Below are 18,700 nucleotides of genomic sequence, written 5' to 3'. Positions count from 1 at the left end.
CGCCGGATCATCGAGGCATCCCGAACTGGTCACGGCTGGCGGCCGTCACGGGCCGCGATCCGGACTTCCTGCGGATCACGCTGGAGACCCGGCACTGCCTGGAGTGCGGCGAGATCATGCCGATTCGGCCCGGAGGGCGCCGCCACCTGTGCTCATCGCGGTGCCGCCGGGACGCCTACCTCGAACGACAGCGACGTCGCCCAGAACGATCCGACCAGGCCGAGGAGACCGAACCACCCCTGCGTCCCATCTGCGAGCGTCCCCTACCGCCCGGAAGGCCCTCTTCGAAACGCCGAACGTGCTCCCAACCTTGTCGTCAGCTGGCGAAGCACACCACCGCCTCACCCAGTTACCTCCCTGGCTGAAGGAGCAGAACTGTCGTCGCCGCCCCCATCGCGATGGCGACAAGGGGTACGACTACGATCACCTGCGCCGGTGGCTGCGCTCACGAAACATCACCCCGCGCATCGCGCGCAGGGGCATCGAATCCTCCCAGCGCCTGGGCCGTCATCGGTGGACCGTGGAGCGGACGGTCGCCTGGCTTGCCGGGTGCCGCCGTCTGCACCGGCGGTACGAACGCAAGGCAGGACACTTCCTCGCCTTCGCCGGCATCGCCGCCGCTCTGATCTGCTACCGCAGATTTGCGAAGGTCATCACCCCGACGTGATCCGTAGAGTACGGCTCCAGAAGGTGCGGCCCAAGGCGGTGGACCGCGCCGCGGACACACCGTCGAGGAACTCATGACTGACTACCTGGCTGCCGTGTTGGAGATGCTGGGCCCGGCCCAGAACCGCTACGCGGACCCAGCCGCCTGGGACCGTCTCCACACAGAGCTCGGCATAGAACTTCCACCCGACTACAGGGCCCTCGTGGACGCGTTCGCCCCCATCCAGATCAACGGACACCTGTATCTCTCCCACCCCGCGACCGAACGGTGGAACCTCGGCCAAAACATCCGCAGCACGATCAAGGCATGGTCCGAGGTGCCGTGGGGCGACCTCCATCTCGACCCGGACGAGGACCCCCGCCAGCTCTTCGGACTCGACGACCTGAGCTTTGGCACTCGCAACGGTCTGTGGCCGATCGCGAGCACCGACCGAGGCGAGATCATCTTCCTGATCGCTGCCCCTGAGGCCCCGAGGCTCCTGGTAAGCTACGACGAAACCTGGGCAGAGCACCGCATGAGCTTCGCAGAATGGCTCTACCGCTATCTCATCGGCGAGGACATGAGCGGGCCCAACAGCGCAGCTTTTTACCCCGGCCCCGTGAAGTTGGAGCGCCTTCCGATGTCCGCTGACGAACGCACCGAACCTTGGTACGGCCCAGACCGCGGCATGTGAGAGGCCGCCGCTCCGGTCACGGCAACCACCTAATGAGATCACTTCTAACCAGGCACAGCGGCGAACCTGCTCTCACCGTTGTCGCCAGAGGGCCTACCGCGACCGTCTCTCCTGCGACACCAAACGCTCAGCACGTGCCATAGAAGGGTGAGTGGCGCGCGATGCCAGCCTTCAGACCGAGCCATCCTCGGCAACAAGCTGCACCACGCCGACCCACACGAACTCGTTCTTCGTATGGACAGCGCGGACCCTCCACCGACCTGCCGGAAGCTGCACGGGAGCCTGTTCCGGCTGGCCACCACCGGGATACTCCACTCCGAGATCGGCGCCAGCCACGGCCGAGTCCATCAGCACCGCTGGGCCATCAGTGACCCACAAGCCGCCGTCCTCCCATTGAGTGTCCGGGTCGGCAACGGCTGCTTCCGCTATGGCGAGCAATTCTTCCTCCGAATCCGCAGCCAGCCATCGCACGAAGAACAACCCCTCCGGCAGGAAGCACGTCATCGCAGGTTCATCGGCCAGAACAAGCGCAGTGGCAGCCTCTGCGCGCACAGCGATCACGCCAGCCCAGCCGTCTACCTCGCAAGCCCGGTCATAGTCATCACGGCCACCGTCCTCGCCCAGTACAGCTCCCTCCTCCGTGCACCCGCCCCATGCGCCGATGCAGGACTCGGGAACGACGATCAACGGGCCGCCCATCGAGCTGACCCAAGCCAGCTCAGCACGGTCACTGCGATCAGATTCAAGGGCATCATTCATGCGCGCAGTCTGCAGCTTGCCATTGACACCGGACAGCGGCTGGGCGGGCCCGTCGAGGACAGTCAGCCGGGGCACAGGAAGGTGAGGCACGGAAACGCACGCTCCCCCCAACCCCCTGTTCGACCGGCACCGGGCGAAGACCCCAAGTCGCCCCGCGCCCAGGCACTTCCGGGTGTCGGAGCCATGACATCCCCGCCCGCACACAGGCCTCCCGAAAACCCTTCCTCCCCGAACTCCCCACCCCAGTACGGTGATCCAATGACCTCCATCAAGCAGTTCCAAGTCACCTTCGACTGTGCCGACCCCGAGCGTCTGGCGCGCTTCTGGTGCGAGGTGCTGGGGTATGTGGTGCCGGAGCCGCCGGAGGGGTTCGGGTCGTGGGAGGAGTACGACCGGGCGTTGCCGCCGGTGCAACAGGGGGCGGGGTTCGCGTGCGGTGACCCGTCGGGGGTGGGGCCGAGGCTGTTCTTCCAGCGAGTTCCCGAGGGGAAGGCCGTGAAGAACCGGGTGCATCTCGACGTACGGGTGGGCACCGGGCTGAAAGGGGCGGAGCGGCTCGCGGCGCTGGAGGCCGAGTGCGCGCGGCTCGTGCCGCTCGGGGCGACGCGCGTCCGGCTACTGGTGGCCGACGACCACAACGAGTCGTGCATGGTCATGCAGGACATCGAGGGCAACGAGTTCTGCCTCGACTGACAGGCGGGGACCTCTCACACGTCAGGCTCTCCTGAATCCGGGATCACGTGTGCCGTCGAACCACACTCACCGTCGCCCCCGACACCGAGATGCTGACCCGTTTCGGCCGCGCGCTCGCCGACCCGATCCGCTGCCGCACCCTGCTCGTGCCGCGCGCGGCCCCCGCGTACCCGTCTGACCTCGCGGATGCGCTCGGTGTCTTTCGGACCCGACTGTCGAACCACATGGCGTGTCTGCGGAGCTGCGGCCTGGTCGTCACCGTGCCCGACGGCCGCCGTACCCCGTCACGAACTGGCGGACGTCCGCCTCGGCCAGGCACTGGACGCCCTGCGTACGGCCGTGGTCGCGGTGGAGTCCGACCAGAGACCGGACACCGGACCTGCCCGGACGCAGAGGAGAAGGGCTGCTGCTGATGGCCACGCCCATACCAGTCGGTCCCGTTCGGCCCGCCCCCGGCGCGCCGCGACGCGCTCACGCACCGCATCCGCCTGCTGGTCGCCGCGACCACCACCTCCAACGTCGTCGAGGCGGCCGTCGCCGTGAGCACCCTCGCCTCCGCCGCCGACCACGCCGTACGGGAAGCCCGCGAACACCGCACCCTGCGCGTCATCGCCGACTCGTTCTTCGCCCTCGCCGCGTTCCGCCTCGGCGGTCGCGGACTCCAGGCAGACCCTGCTGTGCACCTACCTCTCCGCCGTCCTCCTCGTCGGCCTGATCCTCAACCTCACCCTCGGCTGGACCTGGGCCGACCCCCTCGCCGCCCTGTTCGTCGCCCTGTTCATCGCCGCCATCGCGGTGAGGGAAGGACTCAACACCTGGCAGGACAAGGGCTGTTGCGCATCCCCGCACCTGGAAACGGACGCGGACGCGGACGAGACGGGACGGACACGCCTACGCCCTCAAGCACGTTCACCAAGTCCACGGCTACACCAAAGTCCGCATCCCCATCCGCATGCCCCGCCACCACCCCAACCAGAACCCCGCCGAGCCCCGGACACTCCACGTCGAACCCCGGACCCCCCTGATCCCGTGCACCCTGTGGAATCCCTGTCTCCACCCCGCACCCGACCACCGGGAGTCTCTCCGTGATCTCCGACGCCGTCCGCAGCCGCCTCTGGAAGACGATGGTCCGACTGGCGGCCAAGCCCTGGTTCGTCACCGTCATGCGCACCGCGATGGTGCCGACCGACCGGTTCCTGCTCAGCCGCAGCAAGGGCCGCTACAGCTTCGGCGGTACGACCGGCGCGGGCACTCTGCTGCTCACCACCACCGGGCGGCGGAGCGGGCAACCGCGCGCCACGCCGCTGTTCTACAAGCCACAGGGGGACGGATTCGCGGTCGTCGCCTCCAACTTCGGCGGCAGCGCCCACCCCGCCTGGTCCGGCAACCTCCTCGCCACGCCCCGCGCGACGGTCACCCTGGACAACCAGGAACTGCCCGTCACCGCCCGGCTCCTGGACGGCGCCGAACACGACGAGGTGTGGCGGTTCTTCACCGCCTCCGGTGCCGTGTACCAGAAGTACCTGGACAACAGTGGGCGCGGCATCTTCCGCATCTTCCTCCTGGAGCCGACGGCCGCGACCCCCGACACCGGCAAGGGAGTCGCGTCCGCCGAGGCGTGATCACCCCGCCACACGGACCGGGACAGCGGGCGTGTGTGGCCGATCGGCGCGGCTGCCCGCGCGGCCGAGCCGATCAGGCGGTCGGCAGCCAGCCGACCTTGCCCGCGAGCAGGGCGTATCCGACGAAGGCGCCGATGTCGAGCAGCGAGTGCGCGACGACCAAGGGTCCGACACGGCCCCAGCGGCGGTAGAGCAGTACGAAGACGACGCCCATGACCATGTTGCCGATGAACCCGCCGATGCCCTGGTAGAGGTGGTACGAGCCGCGCAGTACGGCGCTGGCCACCAGCGCGGTGCCCGGCGTCCAGCCCAACTGCCCGAGCCTGCGCAGGAGATAGCCGACGACGATGACCTCTTCGAGGATGGCGTTCTGCATCGCGGAGAGGATCAGTACGGGGAACTTCCACCACACGTCCGGCAGTGCCTCGGGTACGACGGTGAGGTTGAAGCCCAGGCCGCGGGCGAGGAGGTAGAAGGCGATCCCCGCGCTGCCGATCACGGCCGCGATGAGCGCGCCCCGGCCGAGGTCGGGGAAGGGACGGGCGCGGTCGAAGCCGATGGTGCGCAGGCTGCGGCCCTCGCGGAGCAGCAGATGGGCGACGAGGGCGACCGGGACGAGGGCGGTGGCGATGCCGAACAGCTGCCAGGCGAGGTCGAGCCACGGACGGCCGGGCGCGGCCGAGGCGTTGAGGGTCGCCGCCTGGTCCTTGAGGCCGCCCGGCTTGGTGACCGAGCCGATGAAGCTGATCAGCGCGGACACCCCGCTGGCGCCCAGTGACAGGGCCAGTACGAGCAGGGTCTCGTCCCGGAACATACGCCGCGGGAGCCGCTCGGCCGGATACGTCTCTGCCACCGGGTCGGTCTGCACGTGCACTCCTGGGTTCGTCCAGCGTGGAATCACAGCATGCCGGATCGCCCTGTGGAGCGCGTAGCGGGGCGGGGGCGGGGACGTCACGGGGGCGGCAGGGTGCAGGGACTTCGCGCTCCGCACCCCGCACCAACCCCCCGGAGAGAACCCGCACCCCCACCCCCGCGAACCCCCGGAGGGACCCCTCACCCCAGTGGCACCGGCTCCGGCAGCCCCACCGGCCAGGTGTGCACCGGCTCCCCGGCGTGCATCAGCTCCGCGTACCGCCGGGTCGTGGCGGCGAGGGCGTCCTCCCTGCTGAGCCCGCTCTCCAGGAACCTCCGGAAGGTGGCCGCCTGCCAGGAGGCGCCGTTGACCCGGCGGCGGCAGCGTTCCTCGATCACCCCGAGGTAGAGGTCGCGGTCGGCGGCCTCCACTCCCCAGGCGTCCAGGCCCGCCGCCGCCAGCGGGAGCAGTTCGTCGCGGACCAGGGTGACCGCGTCCACCTCGCCCGTGCCGCCGTAGCGACCGCGCCGGGGCCAGACGAAGCGGGCGTCGATGCCGTGTCGGCAGGCCGCGTCGAAGTTGGCCTCGGCCGCCTCGAAGGGCAGCCGGGTCCATACCGGGCGCGGTTCCTCGGCGAGGGCACGCACCAGGCCGTAGTAGAAGGCGGCGTTGGCGATCACGTCGGTGATGGTGGGCCCGGCGGGCAGCACGCGGTTCTCCACGCGGAGATGCGGCACGCCGTCGGCGATGTCGTAGACGGGCCGGTTCCAGCGGTACACCGTGCCGTTGTGCAGGACGAGTTCGGCGAGCCGGGGGATTCCGCCCGCGTCCAGGATCTCCAGCGGTTCCTCGTCGTCGCAGATCGGCAGCAGGGACGGGAAGAAGCGGAGGTTCTCCTCGAACAGGTCGTAGGCGGAGGAGATCCAGCGCTCCCCGAACCAGGTGCGCGGGCGCACCCCCTGGGCCTGGAGTTCGGGCGGGCGGGTGTCGGTGGCCTGGAGGAACAGCGGCGGGCGGGACTCGCGCCACAGCTCGTGCCCGAACAGGAACGGCGAGTTGGCGCCGACGGCGATCTGCGCGGCGCAGGCGGCCTGGGCGGCGTTCCACACGTCGGCGAAGCGGCCCGGCGTGACCTGGAGATGGAGTTGGACGGAGGTGCAGGCGGCCTCGGGGACGATGGACTTCGAGGTGCACACCAGATGCTCGACGCCCTCGATGTCGAGGTGGAAGTCCTCCCCGCGCGCGGCCACGATCTGGTCGTTGAGCAGGGTGTACCGGTCGGCCTCGGAGAGGTTGGAGGAGACGAGGTCGTCCCGGCCGAGGGTGGGCAGGATGCCGATCATGACGATCCCGGCGTCCACCTCGCCCGCCTTGCGGTCGGCGTAGGCGAGGGAGGTGCGCAGTTCCTCCGCCAACTGGTCGAGGACCCGGCCGCCGAGGCGGTGCGGGGCGATGTTCACCTCCAGGTTGAACATCGCGAGTTCGGTCTGGAAATCACGGCTGGCGATGCGTTCCAGGACCGGTCCGTTCAGCATCCGGGGCGTGCCGTCGGCGCCCGCGAGATTGAGCTCGATCTCCAGGCCCATGAGGTTCTTGGGCCGGTCGAACCGTTTCTCGTCGAGCAGCCGCTCCAGGCCCACCAGACACTTCTGGAGCTTTTCCCGGTATCGCCTGCGGTCGGACAGACGCGCCTGTCCCGCCACGACCTTCTCCCCCATCGAAGTGTCCTCCTCGGCTGGTCGGGCGCCCGGCACGGCGGCCGGGGTCCCGGGGGTCAGGGTGGATGATGCCCAGCGGAGGCGATCGATAACGCCCCGCACGGCCCCTCCGCCCGCTACTCTCGTCGCATATTCCCCGCGGCACATTCACCAGGCATGCCGCGGCATGGGATGCCGTGTGCCCGGATCGCCTCGTGAAAAACGCCGACGACATTCGGCCGACCGTTACCGGAGCATATTTCCAGGTGGGTACGGGTGGGCGGGAGGAAATCCGAGGTGGATCGAGGGGGAATCCGACCGAATATCCGCTTGCCGTTTTCCGCGCGGCCGGTTAGCGGAAACCGGGTGCGAACACCTGTCGTATAAACTCCCGTTGAAGGCCAAAGGTTGGTGCCCCCGGTCCTGGTTTCCGCTGTTGTCGCTGCCGTCGAGGTGACGGACCGCAGACCACGGCCGCACCCTCGTCCACCAGCCCCGGGCCCCACCTCTCCGGCCATCTGCGAGCAGACAGCGCCGTCCGTTCACTTCTTTCTCCCGCGCCGTCCTGCCTGTCGAACGAGAGGCGACCCACCATGCCCCTGCACGTGTCCCCCGCACCCGCGCCCGCACTGCGTTCCGTCCTCACGGCCCTCGGTTCCCCCAGCGCCGTCCGCGAGGCGCGGACCCCGTCCCTGCGCGCCACCCAGGGCCCGGCGACGCCCGAACTCCCGCTCCCCGTCCATGTGTTGGACCGCCTCACCGCACAGGGTCCGTCGGCCACCAGACTCGCCGGCTGGCGTTTCCTGATCCGCTGCGGCGAGCGTTCGGTGGCGGCTGCCGACACCATGCTCACGCCGGACGGCTGGGCCTTCTCGCACTTCTTCGAGGGGCCCTACATCGCGTCCACCGAGAGAGCGCTCCAGCAGGCCGAGGCGCTGACCGGGCCGTACCAGCCGCGTCTGCTGTCCGTGCCCGGCCTGTACATGCTCACCCTGTGGCTGCACGGCGACATCGCCGCCGACCCCGGCGAGGGCACGCCCGCCGCCACCGACCTGCTGGTGCCGCTGGCCCCGGCTCCGCCCGGCATCCCGGCCCACCGTCCGCACGCGGTCGCGGAGTTGCTCCCACTGCTCACCCACCGCGCGGGTCCGGCACGGCTGCTCGGCTCGCCCGCCTGACCCACCGGTGATCCGCCGTACCCCGTACCCCACGCCCGCACGAGGCGCGGGGTACGGCGGTATGGCTGTACGACCGGCCGCACACCCCCGGCCGCCGGTCCGCGCGAACCCCCGGCCGCCGTCCGCGGGCGGTCCCCGCATGGCCCACGCAGGCCACCCCGAACCACCCGAAGGGACCGGGGGGTTGGGCTGAACCGCCCGGCCGGGTGACGCGTCATCCAGGAGTGGGAGACGGTGCCGCGAAATCCCTGCGGAACGACGCCCGGAGGGCAACACTGGGTTCCGACCGACCACATCACGGGGGACGAAGATGACCACGACCGAGCGAGAGAACCCGCCCATGTGTCAGCACCAGCCGCCGTGTCCGCCCGCCGAGTCCGCCGACCGGGAGTCCGCCCGTCTCGTGGCTCACCACCCGGAACAGGGCTGGAGTCTGCTGTGCAACGGCGTCCTGCTCTTCGAGGACACCGGTGAGCTCCTCCCCGACGGGCGCGTGATCGCCCCGCACCGGGTCACCACCGCCGCCTGAGCGGCACCCCGGACGGCTGAGGACACCGTCCGGCGACACCGGGGGCCGGCCGCACGCACCGTGCGCACCGGCCCCGACGCGTGTCCGGGCCCGGCTACGTTCCGTAGCCGTACGGACGGATACGGTGGGCGCGGGCATGTAGGCCGCGTCCGTCCGGGGCTGCGGCATCGGGGGCCCGTCTCCCCCACGGCACGCCCCGCCCCCTCACACCCCCACGTCCCGCGACGCGAGATCCGCGGCCGACTCCCGCCGGACCAGCAGCCGGGCAAGACCGTCCCGGACGGCGACCACGGGCGGGCGGCCCACCATGTTGTACGCGGAGGCCATCGCCAGGTGGTACGCCCCGGCCACCGGTACGGCGAGCAGGTCGCCCGGGCGTACGTCGGCGGGGAGCAGGGCCTCGGCGAGCACGTCACCGGCCTCGCAGTGGCGGCCGACGACGGTCACCGGGACCGGGTCGGCGCCGCTGTCCCGGCCGACCAGCCGGGGCGCGTACCGCACGCCGTACAGCGCGGGCCGGGGGTTGTCGCTCATGCCGCCGTCCACCGCGACGAAGGTGCGGTCGCCGGTGTGCTTGACCGCGAGGACGTGGTAGACCGCGACGCCCGCCGGACCGGCGATGGCCCTGCCGGGCTCGATGATCAGCCGGGGCACCGGCAGCCCGGCCGCCGCGCACGCCGCGTGGAGTTCGGCCCGGACCCGGCGGCCCAGCACGGCCGGGTCGAGGAACGGTTCACCGGGCCGATAGGCGATGCCGTGCCCGCCCCCGAGATCCAGCTCGGGCAGCACCACCCCGTGCTGGTCCCGCACCCGCGCCAGCAGCCCAACCATCCGCCGCACGGCGGTGACGTACGGCTTGACCTCGGTGATCTGCGAGCCGAGATGGCAGTGCAGCCCGGTGAGCCGCAGCCGGGGCTGGTCGAGCACTCGGGCGATGGCGTGCTGGGCGTGCCCGTCCCGCACCGAGAGCCCGAACTGCTGGTCCTCCGTACCGGTACGGATCTTCGCGTGGCCGCCCGCCGCGATACCGGGCACCACCCGGACCAGGACCCGCTGCCGGTCGCCGGGGCCGAGCGCGGCGGCGAGCCGGGAGATCTCCGCCGTGCTGTCGATGACGACGCGGCCGACGCCGAGCCGCAGCGCGGTCGCCAGGTCCTGCGGGGACTTGGCGTTGCCGTGCAGCACGATCCGGTCGGCCGGGAAGCCGCTGGTGACGGCGAGTTCGAGTTCGCCCGCCGAGCACACGTCGAGCCCGAGCCCCTCCTCACCGGTCCACCGGACCATCGCCCGGCACAGGAACGCCTTCGCCGCGTACAGCACCTCGACCTCGGGGAACGCCCGCCGGTAGGCACGGCAGCGGTCGCGCACCTCACCCTCGTCGAGGACGTACACCGGGGTGCCGAACCGGTCGGCGACCTCGGCCAGCGGGACTCCGCCGACGCTCAGGTCTCCGGCGCGGGGTTCGGCAGCGGAGGCGGGCCAGACGGACAGGTCGGCGGGGGCGGAGGCCCCGCTCGGAGCGCCCACCGGTCCGCCCGCGCCCGGGGCCGCGTCCAGCGGCTCCGCAACGACGCCCGCCGGTGCCGGGACGGTGATCGTCCGCCGTGCGGTCATCGGGTGCTCACCTCCGGGACCCGTACGGCCGTACCGGCGACCGGGGCGACCGCCGGTGCGGAGAGAGTCGGGTCAACGACGAGGCGGTGCACCCCGAGCGGCGCGGTCAGGGCGCGCAGGGCGGGTGCGGCGAGCCGGACACAGGGCTGACCGGGGCCGAGGGTGGCGGCCAGCCGCGCGGCCGAGGTGAAGGCGACGGCCGTACGGTCGCCCAGCGGGGTGCGGAACAGACGGGTCGCGCACCCGGCGGGTCCCGGCCGGACGGGGACGAACAGCGTCCCGGCCGGGCCGGGTTCGGAAGGCTCCGGGTCGTCGCCGTGGACGATTTCGGACATGTGTGCCTCCTGGGAGGAGCGGAGGAGTGGGTTGGCCTCGAAGGCCCCGGACGCGGGGAGGCGGACCGGGGCCGTCATGGACGCTATGCCCGGCCCGCCGGGTGCCGGGGCACCTCATGACGCGTTGCTGACGGGGAGGCGGCCCACCCTGACGCGACGCTGACGGCGCGCGCGGAGCGCCCGGCGGCCCCCGGCACCCGGCACCCGGCACCCGCGTCAGGAACCCGCCAGAATCTTCGTCCCCCGACTGGTCCAACGGGCCGGTCGGACGTGGGATGGAAGGACACCCCCACACCGCACCACCCGAACCCGCACCACCCGCACCACCCGCACCACCCGCAGCACTCCCGCACGCAACCCCACCCCGCCCCCCACTCGACGAACGGTGAAGCCATGTCCGGTCCCCTCCCCTCGGCAACCCCCCGTGTTCTGGTGGGGGTGAGCGGTTCCCTCGGGAGTGTCCGGGCGCTGCGCCGGGCCGCGCTGCTGGCGCGCGGTACGGGTGCCTCGCTGTGGCCGGTGCTGGCCTGGGAGCCGCCGGGCGGCGACCCGACCGCGCGCCGCACACCCGGTGCCGTACCGCCCGCCGACGAGTGGCAGCGGCTGGCACGGCAGCGGCTGGCCGCCGTACTGGACGAGATATTCGGCGAGGACGGCTCCGGCGTGCCGACGCACGCCCTGCTGGTGCGCGGCACGCCGGGCCCGGCGCTGGTGGTGACGGCGGACCGCGACGACGACGTACTGGTGATCGGCGCGGGGCGGCGCGGGCCGCGCCGCGCGTTCGCGGGCCGGATCGCCCGCTACTGCCTCGCCCACGCGACCTGCCCGGTGTTCGCGGTCCCGCCCTCCCCGCTGGAGTCGGCCCTCGTCACCGCGCACCGCCGCAACGCGTGGCACCTGCCGATGAGCACGCGGGGCCTGTAGGCGTGGCGTGTTCCGGTGGGTACGACGTGTACCGGCCGGGACCGGCGTCCGCGCCGCGACGACCCGACCCCGACCCGGTGTCACCCGGCTCCGCGTCACCCGGCGCCCCGGCCTCGCCCCTCGCGCCCCCAGCGGCTGCGCCCCGGCGGGCGGAAAGGCAGCATGGAACCGCCGGGCACGATGACGCTCGGTGTCCGACAGCCGGACCGCACCCCGCCCGTTCCGCCCGCTCCCTGAGGCTCGCTGGCGGCCACCGCTTCTCCGCTCCACGGGGAAACGGGGCGGTTACCTCCTGAAGTGTCCGCTCATCCGGCCCTTCTTAACGCAAGATTGACGCCATGCCGCCTTGATCGCGTAGGCCCGTACGTCACTCTCTGCTTACGCTGGTGCCGCCGTCCGAGTGATGGCCGGAAACAGCTCACGCCACCCACAGGAGCACGCCGATGGCCACGACCGAGCCCCCCTCCAGTCGCCTGCGCGCCTGGATGCTGGAGGGGCTGTCCGACATGGGCAAGCCCGGTGGCCACACGGGTCCGCACGCGGAGCCGAAGCCTCCGCACAAGGGCCAGCGCTGGTGGCGGGTCATGTGCCTGACCGGTGTCGATTACTTCTCCACCCTCGGTTATCAGCCGGGTATCGCGGCACTCGCGGCCGGGCTGCTCTCCCCCATCGCCACCGTGGTGCTGGTCGTCGTCACCCTCGCGGGCGCGCTGCCCGTCTACCGCAGGGTCGCCGAGGAGAGCCCGCACGGCGAGGGCTCCATCGCCATGCTGGAACGCCTGCTCTCCTTCTGGCAGGGCAAGCTGTTCGTGCTGACCCTGCTGGGCTTCGCGGCGACCGACTTCCTCATCACCATCACGCTGTCGGCGGCCGACGCCTCCACCCACCTGGTGGAGAACCCGCATCTCAACAGCCTGCTCGACAGCCACCAGCTGCTGATCACCCTCATTCTGGTGGCCCTGCTCGGCGCGGTGTTCCTCAAGGGCTTCCTGGAGGCGATGGGAGTCGCGGTCGCCCTGGTCGGCGTGTATCTCACGCTGAACGTGGTCGTCGTGATCACCGGCCTGTGGCACGTCGCCACCGCCTCCCACGTCGTCACCGACTGGACCGCCGCGCTGACCGCCCAGCACGGCAGCGTCTTCGTGATGATCGGCCTGGCCCTGATCGTCTTCCCCAAACTCGCCCTCGGCCTCTCCGGGTTCGAGACCGGCGTGGCCGTGATGCCGCACGTCCAGGGCGACCAGGGCGACACCGAGGAACATCCGGCGGGCCGCATCCGCGACACCAAGAAGCTGCTCACCACGGCCGCCCTGATCATGAGCTGTTTCCTGATCGCCACCAGCTTCATCACCACGCTGCTGATCCCGGCGGACGAGTTCCGGCCGGGCGGCCCGGCCAACGGCCGCGCCCTCGCCTTCCTCGCGCACCAGTACCTCGGCGGGGTCTTCGGCACGGTCTACGACATCTCGACCATCCTCATCCTGTGGTTCGCCGGTGCCTCCGCGATGGCGGGCCTGCTCAACCTGATGCCGCGCTACCTGCCCCGCTACGGCATGGCCCCGCACTGGGCGCGGGCGGTCCGCCCGATGGTCATCGTCTTCATCCTGATCGCGTTCCTGGTGACCTGGCTCTTCGACGCCAACGTGGACGCGCAGGGCGGCGCCTACGCCACCGGTGTGCTGGTGCTGATCAGCTCGGCCGCCATCGCGGTGACCATCGCCGCCCGCAAGGCACGCCAGCGGGGCTGGACGATCCTGTTCGCGGTGATCTCGGTGGTGTTCCTGTACACGACCGTCGTCAACGTCATCGAACGCCCGGACGGTGTGAAGATCGGCGCCTGCTTCATCGCGGGCATCATCCTGGTCTCCCTGCTGTCCCGCATCGCCCGCTCCCTGGAACTCCGGGTGACCAGCGTGTCGATGGACCCGATGGCGGAGCGGTTCGTACGGGACATGGCGAGCCGGAAGATCCGGTTCATCGCCAACGAGCCGGGCAGCCGGGACAAGGCCGAGTACCGGGACAAGATCGAGCAGATCCGCGCCGACAACGAGATGCCCGAGCAGGAGGACTTCGTCTTCGTCGAGGTCACGGTGAAGGACCCGTCCGAGTTCGAGGCGTGCCTGACGGTGCGCGGCGAGGTGCTGCACAACCGGTACCGGGTGCTGACCGTGGAGTCGTCCTCCATCCCGAACGGGCTGGCGGCGCTGCTGATGCACGTACGGGATCTGACCGGCCGCATCCCGCACATCTACTTCGAGTGGACCGAGGGCAGTCCGTTCGCCAACTTCCTGCGGTTCTTCCTCTTCGGCCAGGGCGAGGTCGCCCCGGTCACCCGCGAGGTGCTGCGCGAGGCCGAACCGGACCGGGCCCGCCGACCACGCGTGCACACCGGCTGAGACCGGCCCCACGGCTGCCGCGCGCACCGGCTGGGACCGGCCTCAGCGCCGCCGCGCGCACCGGCCGACGACGGCCGCGCTGGTCGGAGCGAGTACGGCGCGCCGGGGCGGGCCGCCCCGCGTTCCGCGATCCGGGCCCGGGGGCCCTATCGTGAGCCGCATGCAGTCCTACACCATCGGCCAGGCCGCGCGGCTGCTCGGCGTGAGTCCCGACACCGCCCGCCGCTGGGCCGACGCGGGCCGGGTGGCCACCCATCGGGACGAGGCCGGGCGACGCCTGGTCGCGGGCGCGGACCTCGCCGCGTTCTCCGTCGAACTGGCGGGCGCGGGCGGCACCGACGAGGAGACCCCGTACACCTCGGTGCGCAACGCGTTCCCCGGCATCGTCACCGCGATCAAGCTCGGTGACGTGGCCGCCCAGGTGGAGATCCAGGCGGGCCCGCACCGGCTGGTCTCGCTGCTGACGCGGGAGGCCGTGGAGGAGCTCGGCCTGGAGGTCGGCGTGGAGGCGACGGCGCGGGTGAAGTCCACCAACGTGCACATCGACCGGATCTGAGCCACGGACCACCCGGCGGCGCGCCCCGCGTGGTTACGGCGCCGCGACCGCCGTCCTGCCCTCACGGGCCGGTACCGGAGGAGCCGGGCTGCCGAAGCCGTGCCCGCCCTCCACGCGAATCGCGGTGATACCGCTGATGTGCCGGGCACCGCAGCGGTCCTGCGGCAGCACCAGCTGCGATCCGGCGCCGTCGAGCGGGTCCTCGTCCATCGACACCGCGAGCAGCACGGGGGCGTCCGCGAAGTCGGGATCGATCTCGGCCCAGGACAGCAGCGCGTAGTGCCCGTCGGTGCCGGTCACGGCGATGAGGAAGCGCAGCCGGTCCTTGCGGCGGGCGGGGTCGAAACCCGGTCCGGCGGCGGAGAGCACGTCGTACAGCCGGGGGCCGGTGAAGACGTGCCGCTGGGTGCCGCTGGTCTGGCAGTCGAAGCTGACGTCCGCGCGGTGCTGCGGCCAGCGCAGCAGGTCCGGCACGGTCAGCCGGACCGGGCGTACGAGATCACCGGTCAGGGCGAGTTCGGCGAGCGTCACCTGCGACCACCTCCTGCAGCACGTAAGGACGGTACCCGCGCCACCGCCCCGTACAAACGCACATGCGGGCCTTCACGCCCCGAGCGGGGGCCGGTGCGATACGACAACAGACTTACACCTGGCAGATGCGGCAGTATGATCACCCCACGGCCGCAGGTTGCCGCACGTTGGGGCCGGGCCACGGCGCGACAAGTGTTCGACAGAACCCGAGGAGTTAATCCGTGATGACCCGTTCCGTGCACCGGACCCGGCGGACCGTCCAGCTCGCCGGTGCGGGGGCCGCCGCGCTGCTGGCCCTGAGCGCCTGCTCCTCGTCGTCCGACAGTTCCACGGCCAAGGCCACCCCCTCGGGCTCCGCGTCGGCGTCGGCGTCCTCGAAGATCTCCGGCGATCTGACCGTGTTCGCCGCCGCGTCGCTGAAGGAGAGCTTCACGACGCTCGGCAAGGAGTTCGAGCAGGCCCACCCCGGCACCAAGGTCAACTTCAACTTCGGCGGCAGCGACACCCTCGCCGCGACCATCACCAGCGGTGCCCCGGCCGACGTGTTCGCCGCCGCCAGCCCGAAGACGATGGCGATCGTGACGGACAAGAAGGACGCGGAGGGCACCCCCGCCACCTTCGTCCGCAACCAGCTGGAGATCGCCACCCTGCCGGGCAACCCCGACAAGATCACCAGCCTGAAGGACCTCACCAAGTCCGGTCTGAAGGTCGTCCTGTGCGACAAGACGGTGCCGTGCGGCGCCGCCGCCCAGAAGGCCCTGGACGCCAGCCACCTCAAGCTCACCCCGGTCTCCTACGAGGAGGACGTGAAGGGCGCGCTCAACAAGGTGGTCCTGAAGGAGGCGGACGCCGCGGTCGTCTACAAGACCGATGTCGAGGCCGCCGGTGGCAAGGTGGCGGGCGTGGAGTTCCCCGAGTCGAGCAGCGCGATCAACGACTATCCGATCACCCTGCTGAAGAACGCGCAGAACCCGGCCGCGGCCAAGGAGTTCATCGCGCTCGTCCAGTCGCCCGAGGGCCAGAAGGTACTGGGTGAGGCCGGGTTCCTGAAGCCGTGACGCCGCTCGACAAGTCCGGCGCCGCGGCCGGCCCCCGTCCGGGGCGGCCGCGGCGCCGTCCGGTGCGCGCGGGCCGCCGCGGGGTGCCGCTGCCGCTGCTGGTGCCGGGCCTGGTGGCGCTCGCCTTCCTGCTGCTGCCGCTGCTCGCCCTGCTGGTCCGCGCCCCCTGGGCGACCCTGCCCGACCAGCTCACCAGCTCCGAGGTGTGGGCCGCGCTGCGGCTCTCCCTGCTGAGCGCCACGGCCGCGACCGCCGTCAGTCTGGTCCTGGGCGTCCCGCTGGCCTGGCTGCTGGCCCGGACGAACTTCCCCGGCCGGGGCCTGGTCCGCGCCCTGGTGACCCTCCCGCTGGTGCTGCCGCCGGTCGTCGGGGGTGTCGCCCTGCTGCTCGCCCTCGGCCGCAACGGTGTCGTGGGACAACTGCTCGACTCCTGGTTCGGGATCACGCTGCCGTTCACCACCACCGCCGTCGTCATCGCCGAGGCGTTCGTGGCGATGCCGTTCCTGGTGATCAGCGTCGAGGGCACCCTGCGGGCGGCCGACCCGCGCTTCGAGGAGGCGGCCACGACACTGGGCGCGTCCCGGTTCACCGCGTTCCGCCGGGTCACCCTGCCGCTGATCGCGCCCGGCATCGCCGCCGGGTCGGTGCTCGCCTGGGCCCGCGCGCTCGGCGAGTTCGGCGCGACCATCACCTTCGCCGGGAACTTCCCGGGCCGTACGCAGACCATGCCGCTCGCCGTCTACCTCGCGCTGCAGAACGACCCGGACGCCGCCATCGCCCTCAGCCTGGTCCTGCTGGCCGTGTCGATCACCGTCCTGGCCGCCCTCCGCGACCGCTGGCTGACCGGCTCCTGACGCGGGAGGGCGCGTATGCGGGACCATCGAAGGCGTACGACGCGACGGGCGCCCGGCGAACACCCGACGGCCGCGCCCGCCACCCGCACCGGACCCTCCCCCGCACACCGTCCCGCCCCAGCCCGACCCCGCCGCCCCGCCGAGACCCCGCTGGACGTTCACCGATGACCGACACCAACGCCCGCCGGGCCGCCCTCGTGCCCGGGTCCGAGGGCGCCGCGCAGGGACTGGACGCCCATCTGGTCGTGGACCGGGGCACCTTCCGCCTCGATGTGCGCCTCACCGCGGCACCCGGCGACGTCGTGGCCCTGCTGGGGCCCAACGGCGCCGGGAAGACAACCGCGCTGCGGGCCCTCGCCGGTCTGGTCCCGCTCTCCGACGGCCATCTCCGGCTCGACGGCACCGCGCTGGAGCGGACCGCGCCGGAGGCCCGTCCGGTCGGCGTGGTCTTCCAGGACTACCTGCTGTTCCCGCACCTGACCGCGCTGGACAACGTGGCGTTCGGGCCGCGCTGCCAGGGCTTCTCCAAGGCGGAGGCACGCGAGCAGGCGGCGGGGTGGCTGGAGCGGATGGGGCTCGCCGCGCACGCGGGCGCCAAGCCGCGTCGGCTGTCCGGCGGGCAGGCCCAGCGGGTCGCGGTCGCCCGCGCCCTCGCCACCCGGCCCCGGCTGCTCCTGTTGGACGAGCCGCTGGCCGCGCTGGACGCCCGTACCCGCCTGGAGGTACGCGCCCAGCTCCGGCGCCATCTGGCCGAGTTCGAGGCGGTCGCCGTCCTGGTCACGCACGACCCGCTCGACGCGATGGTGCTGGCGGACCGGCTGGTCGTCATCGAGGACGGGCGGATCGTCCAGGAGGGCGCCCCCGCCGACATCGCCCGCCACCCGCGCACCGACTACATCGCCCAGCTGGTCGGCCTCAACCTCTACCGGGGCGAGGCCGACGGACACACCGTACGGCTGGCGGCGGGACCGGCGATCACCACGACGGAGGAGTTGTCGGGGCCGGTGTTCGTGGCGTTCCCGCCGCTCGCCGTCACCCTCTTCCGCGACCGGCCGACCGGCGCCAGCGCCCGCAACCTGTGGCGCTGCGAGGTGAGCGGACTGGAGACGCACGGCGACCAGATCCGCGCCGACCTCACCGGTGAACTCCCCCTGGCCGCCGACCTCACCACGGCCGCCGCCGCCGAACTGGAACTCGCGCCGGGCGCCGCTGTCTGGGCGACGGTCAAGGCGACGCAGACGCACGCCTATCCGGCCTGACCGCGCGCACTCTACGGTGGGTGCCCATGACACTGAGCATTCGCAACCAGCTGCCCGGCACCGTCACCGAGGTCCGTACCGGCGAGGTCATGGCCACGGTCTCGGTCCGGCTCGACGGCGGGCAGCACCTCATGGCCGCCATCACCCTGGAGGCCGTGGAAGACCTCGCTCTCGCCCCCGGCAGCACCGTCCGCGCGCTGGTGAAGTCCACCGAGATCGCCCTCACCACCACCGAGGTCAAGGGCCTGTCGATCCGCAACCACGTCCCCGGCACCATCACCCATCTCGCGCTCGGCGACGTCATGGCGTCCGTGAAGGTCGCCACCGACGGGGCGGAGCTGACGGCGGTGATCACACGGGACGCGGCCACCGACCTCGGCCTCTTCGTCGGCTCCGACGTGATCGCCCTGATCAAGTCCACCGAGGTCTCCCTGGCGACGGCGTAGCGGCACCCGTGACACAGGGCAGCCCCCGTCCGTGCGGACGGGGGCTGCCCTGTGTC

The 18,700-nt window shown here is 71.8% G+C and carries 19 protein-coding genes and 2 pseudogenes; 15 read left to right on the top strand and 6 right to left on the bottom strand.

What is annotated here, in order from left to right; genetic code table 11:
- Positions 1–103: 103 nt before the first annotated feature.
- Both KUM39_RS28795 and KUM39_RS18620 read left to right on the top strand, forming a co-directional pair.
- Entirely contained in the window at positions 104–667 is a 564-nt protein-coding gene (locus KUM39_RS28795) for a transposase (RefSeq protein WP_372455782.1), read from the top strand.
- A gap of 73 nt (positions 668–740) precedes the next feature.
- Positions 741–1,340 (top strand): SMI1/KNR4 family protein, encoded by a 600-nt coding sequence (locus KUM39_RS18620; RefSeq protein WP_217786826.1) that lies wholly within the window; start codon positions 741–743, stop codon positions 1,338–1,340.
- Positions 1,341–1,511: 171 nt separating this feature from the next.
- Here KUM39_RS18620 and KUM39_RS18615 read toward each other — a convergent pair whose 3' ends face one another.
- Positions 1,512–2,099, bottom strand: a complete 588-nt coding sequence (locus KUM39_RS18615) for an Imm21 family immunity protein (protein ID WP_246620366.1) — start codon at positions 2,097–2,099, stop codon at positions 1,512–1,514.
- A gap of 258 nt (positions 2,100–2,357) precedes the next feature.
- Here KUM39_RS18615 and KUM39_RS18610 point away from each other — a divergent pair, with 258 nt between their 5' ends.
- The 4 genes and pseudogenes from KUM39_RS18610 (at position 2,358) to KUM39_RS18600 (ending at position 4,414) form a co-directional block, all read left to right on the top strand.
- On the top strand, positions 2,358–2,792 hold the full coding sequence (locus KUM39_RS18610; RefSeq protein WP_217786825.1) for a VOC family protein: 435 nt from the start codon (positions 2,358–2,360) through the stop codon (positions 2,790–2,792).
- 89 nt (positions 2,793–2,881) lie between these two features.
- A pseudogene (locus KUM39_RS18605) lies at positions 2,882–3,205 on the top strand (ArsR/SmtB family transcription factor).
- A 69-nt stretch (positions 3,206–3,274) separates the two neighbouring features.
- Positions 3,275–3,638, top strand: a pseudogene (locus KUM39_RS28245) (cation transporter); the annotation flags it as partial.
- A 239-nt stretch (positions 3,639–3,877) separates the two neighbouring features.
- Positions 3,878–4,414: a nitroreductase family deazaflavin-dependent oxidoreductase gene (locus KUM39_RS18600; RefSeq protein WP_217786824.1), complete on the top strand. Its 537-nt coding sequence runs from the start codon at positions 3,878–3,880 to the stop codon at positions 4,412–4,414.
- A 73-nt stretch (positions 4,415–4,487) separates the two neighbouring features.
- On the opposite strand, the gene KUM39_RS18595 is transcribed toward KUM39_RS18600, so the two are convergent.
- Positions 4,488–5,228, bottom strand: a complete 741-nt coding sequence (locus KUM39_RS18595) for a CPBP family intramembrane glutamic endopeptidase (protein ID WP_217786861.1) — start codon at positions 5,226–5,228, stop codon at positions 4,488–4,490.
- Between the two features lie 239 nt (positions 5,229–5,467).
- Positions 5,468–6,985 (bottom strand): glutamate-cysteine ligase family protein, encoded by a 1,518-nt coding sequence (locus KUM39_RS18590; protein ID WP_217786823.1) that lies wholly within the window; start codon positions 6,983–6,985, stop codon positions 5,468–5,470.
- 572 nt (positions 6,986–7,557) lie between these two features.
- Here KUM39_RS18590 and KUM39_RS18585 point away from each other — a divergent pair.
- Positions 7,558–8,142 (top strand): hypothetical protein, encoded by a 585-nt coding sequence (locus KUM39_RS18585; RefSeq protein WP_217786822.1) that lies wholly within the window; start codon positions 7,558–7,560, stop codon positions 8,140–8,142.
- Between the two features lie 340 nt (positions 8,143–8,482).
- Positions 8,483–8,671: a DUF5999 family protein gene (locus tag KUM39_RS18580; RefSeq protein WP_217786860.1), complete on the top strand. Its 189-nt coding sequence runs from the start codon at positions 8,483–8,485 to the stop codon at positions 8,669–8,671.
- 204 nt (positions 8,672–8,875) lie between these two features.
- Here the strand turns inward: KUM39_RS18580 and lysA are convergent, their stop codons facing one another.
- Together lysA and KUM39_RS18570 are read right to left on the bottom strand one after the other, a co-directional pair.
- Positions 8,876–10,285, bottom strand: a complete 1,410-nt coding sequence (lysA, locus tag KUM39_RS18575; protein WP_217786821.1) for a diaminopimelate decarboxylase — start codon at positions 10,283–10,285, stop codon at positions 8,876–8,878.
- Positions 10,282–10,620, bottom strand: a complete 339-nt coding sequence (locus KUM39_RS18570; RefSeq protein ID WP_217786820.1) for an SAV_915 family protein — start codon at positions 10,618–10,620, stop codon at positions 10,282–10,284. The genes lysA and KUM39_RS18570 overlap by 4 nt, the downstream gene beginning before the upstream one ends.
- 393 nt (positions 10,621–11,013) lie before the next feature.
- Here KUM39_RS18570 and KUM39_RS18565 point away from each other — a divergent pair, with 393 nt between their 5' ends.
- The 3 genes from KUM39_RS18565 to KUM39_RS18555 all read left to right on the top strand — a co-directional run bounded on the left by KUM39_RS18565 (position 11,014) and on the right by KUM39_RS18555 (position 14,496).
- Positions 11,014–11,544 carry a universal stress protein gene (locus KUM39_RS18565; RefSeq protein ID WP_217786819.1) on the top strand — a complete coding sequence of 177 codons (531 nt, stop codon included), beginning with the start codon at positions 11,014–11,016 and terminating at the stop codon, positions 11,542–11,544.
- 443 nt (positions 11,545–11,987) lie between these two features.
- Positions 11,988–13,940: an APC family permease gene (locus KUM39_RS18560; protein WP_217786818.1), complete on the top strand. Its 1,953-nt coding sequence runs from the start codon at positions 11,988–11,990 to the stop codon at positions 13,938–13,940.
- Positions 13,941–14,100: 160 nt separating this feature from the next.
- A complete protein-coding gene (locus KUM39_RS18555; protein ID WP_217786817.1) occupies positions 14,101–14,496 on the top strand; it encodes a TOBE domain-containing protein in 396 nt (131 codons plus the stop codon).
- A 33-nt stretch (positions 14,497–14,529) separates the two neighbouring features.
- On the opposite strand, the gene KUM39_RS18550 is transcribed toward KUM39_RS18555, so the two are convergent.
- On the bottom strand, positions 14,530–15,027 hold the full coding sequence (locus tag KUM39_RS18550; protein ID WP_217786816.1) for a molybdopterin-dependent oxidoreductase: 498 nt from the start codon (positions 15,025–15,027) through the stop codon (positions 14,530–14,532).
- A gap of 224 nt (positions 15,028–15,251) precedes the next feature.
- Between KUM39_RS18550 and modA the strand changes: the two genes are divergently transcribed.
- The 4 genes from modA to KUM39_RS18530 all read left to right on the top strand — a co-directional run bounded on the left by modA (position 15,252) and on the right by KUM39_RS18530 (position 18,644).
- On the top strand, positions 15,252–16,085 hold the full coding sequence (gene modA, locus KUM39_RS18545) for a molybdate ABC transporter substrate-binding protein (RefSeq protein ID WP_217786815.1): 834 nt from the start codon (positions 15,252–15,254) through the stop codon (positions 16,083–16,085).
- A complete protein-coding gene (gene modB / locus KUM39_RS18540; RefSeq protein ID WP_217786814.1) occupies positions 16,082–16,939 on the top strand; it encodes a molybdate ABC transporter permease subunit in 858 nt (285 codons plus the stop codon). Before modA ends, modB begins: the two co-directional genes overlap by 4 nt.
- 164 nt (positions 16,940–17,103) lie before the next feature.
- The gene (locus tag KUM39_RS18535) at positions 17,104–18,198 is read left to right on the top strand and encodes an ABC transporter ATP-binding protein (protein ID WP_217786813.1); all 1,095 of its coding nucleotides are present in this window, start codon (positions 17,104–17,106) and stop codon (positions 18,196–18,198) included.
- A gap of 26 nt (positions 18,199–18,224) precedes the next feature.
- The gene (locus KUM39_RS18530) at positions 18,225–18,644 is read left to right on the top strand and encodes a TOBE domain-containing protein (protein WP_217786812.1); all 420 of its coding nucleotides are present in this window, start codon (positions 18,225–18,227) and stop codon (positions 18,642–18,644) included.
- The last annotated feature ends 56 nt before the right edge of the window (positions 18,645–18,700 follow it).

The organism is Streptomyces corallincola, assembly GCF_019104725.1.
Lineage (GTDB): Bacteria > Actinomycetota > Actinomycetes > Streptomycetales > Streptomycetaceae > Streptomyces > Streptomyces corallincola.
This window is presented reverse-complemented; position numbering and strand designations above follow the sequence as displayed.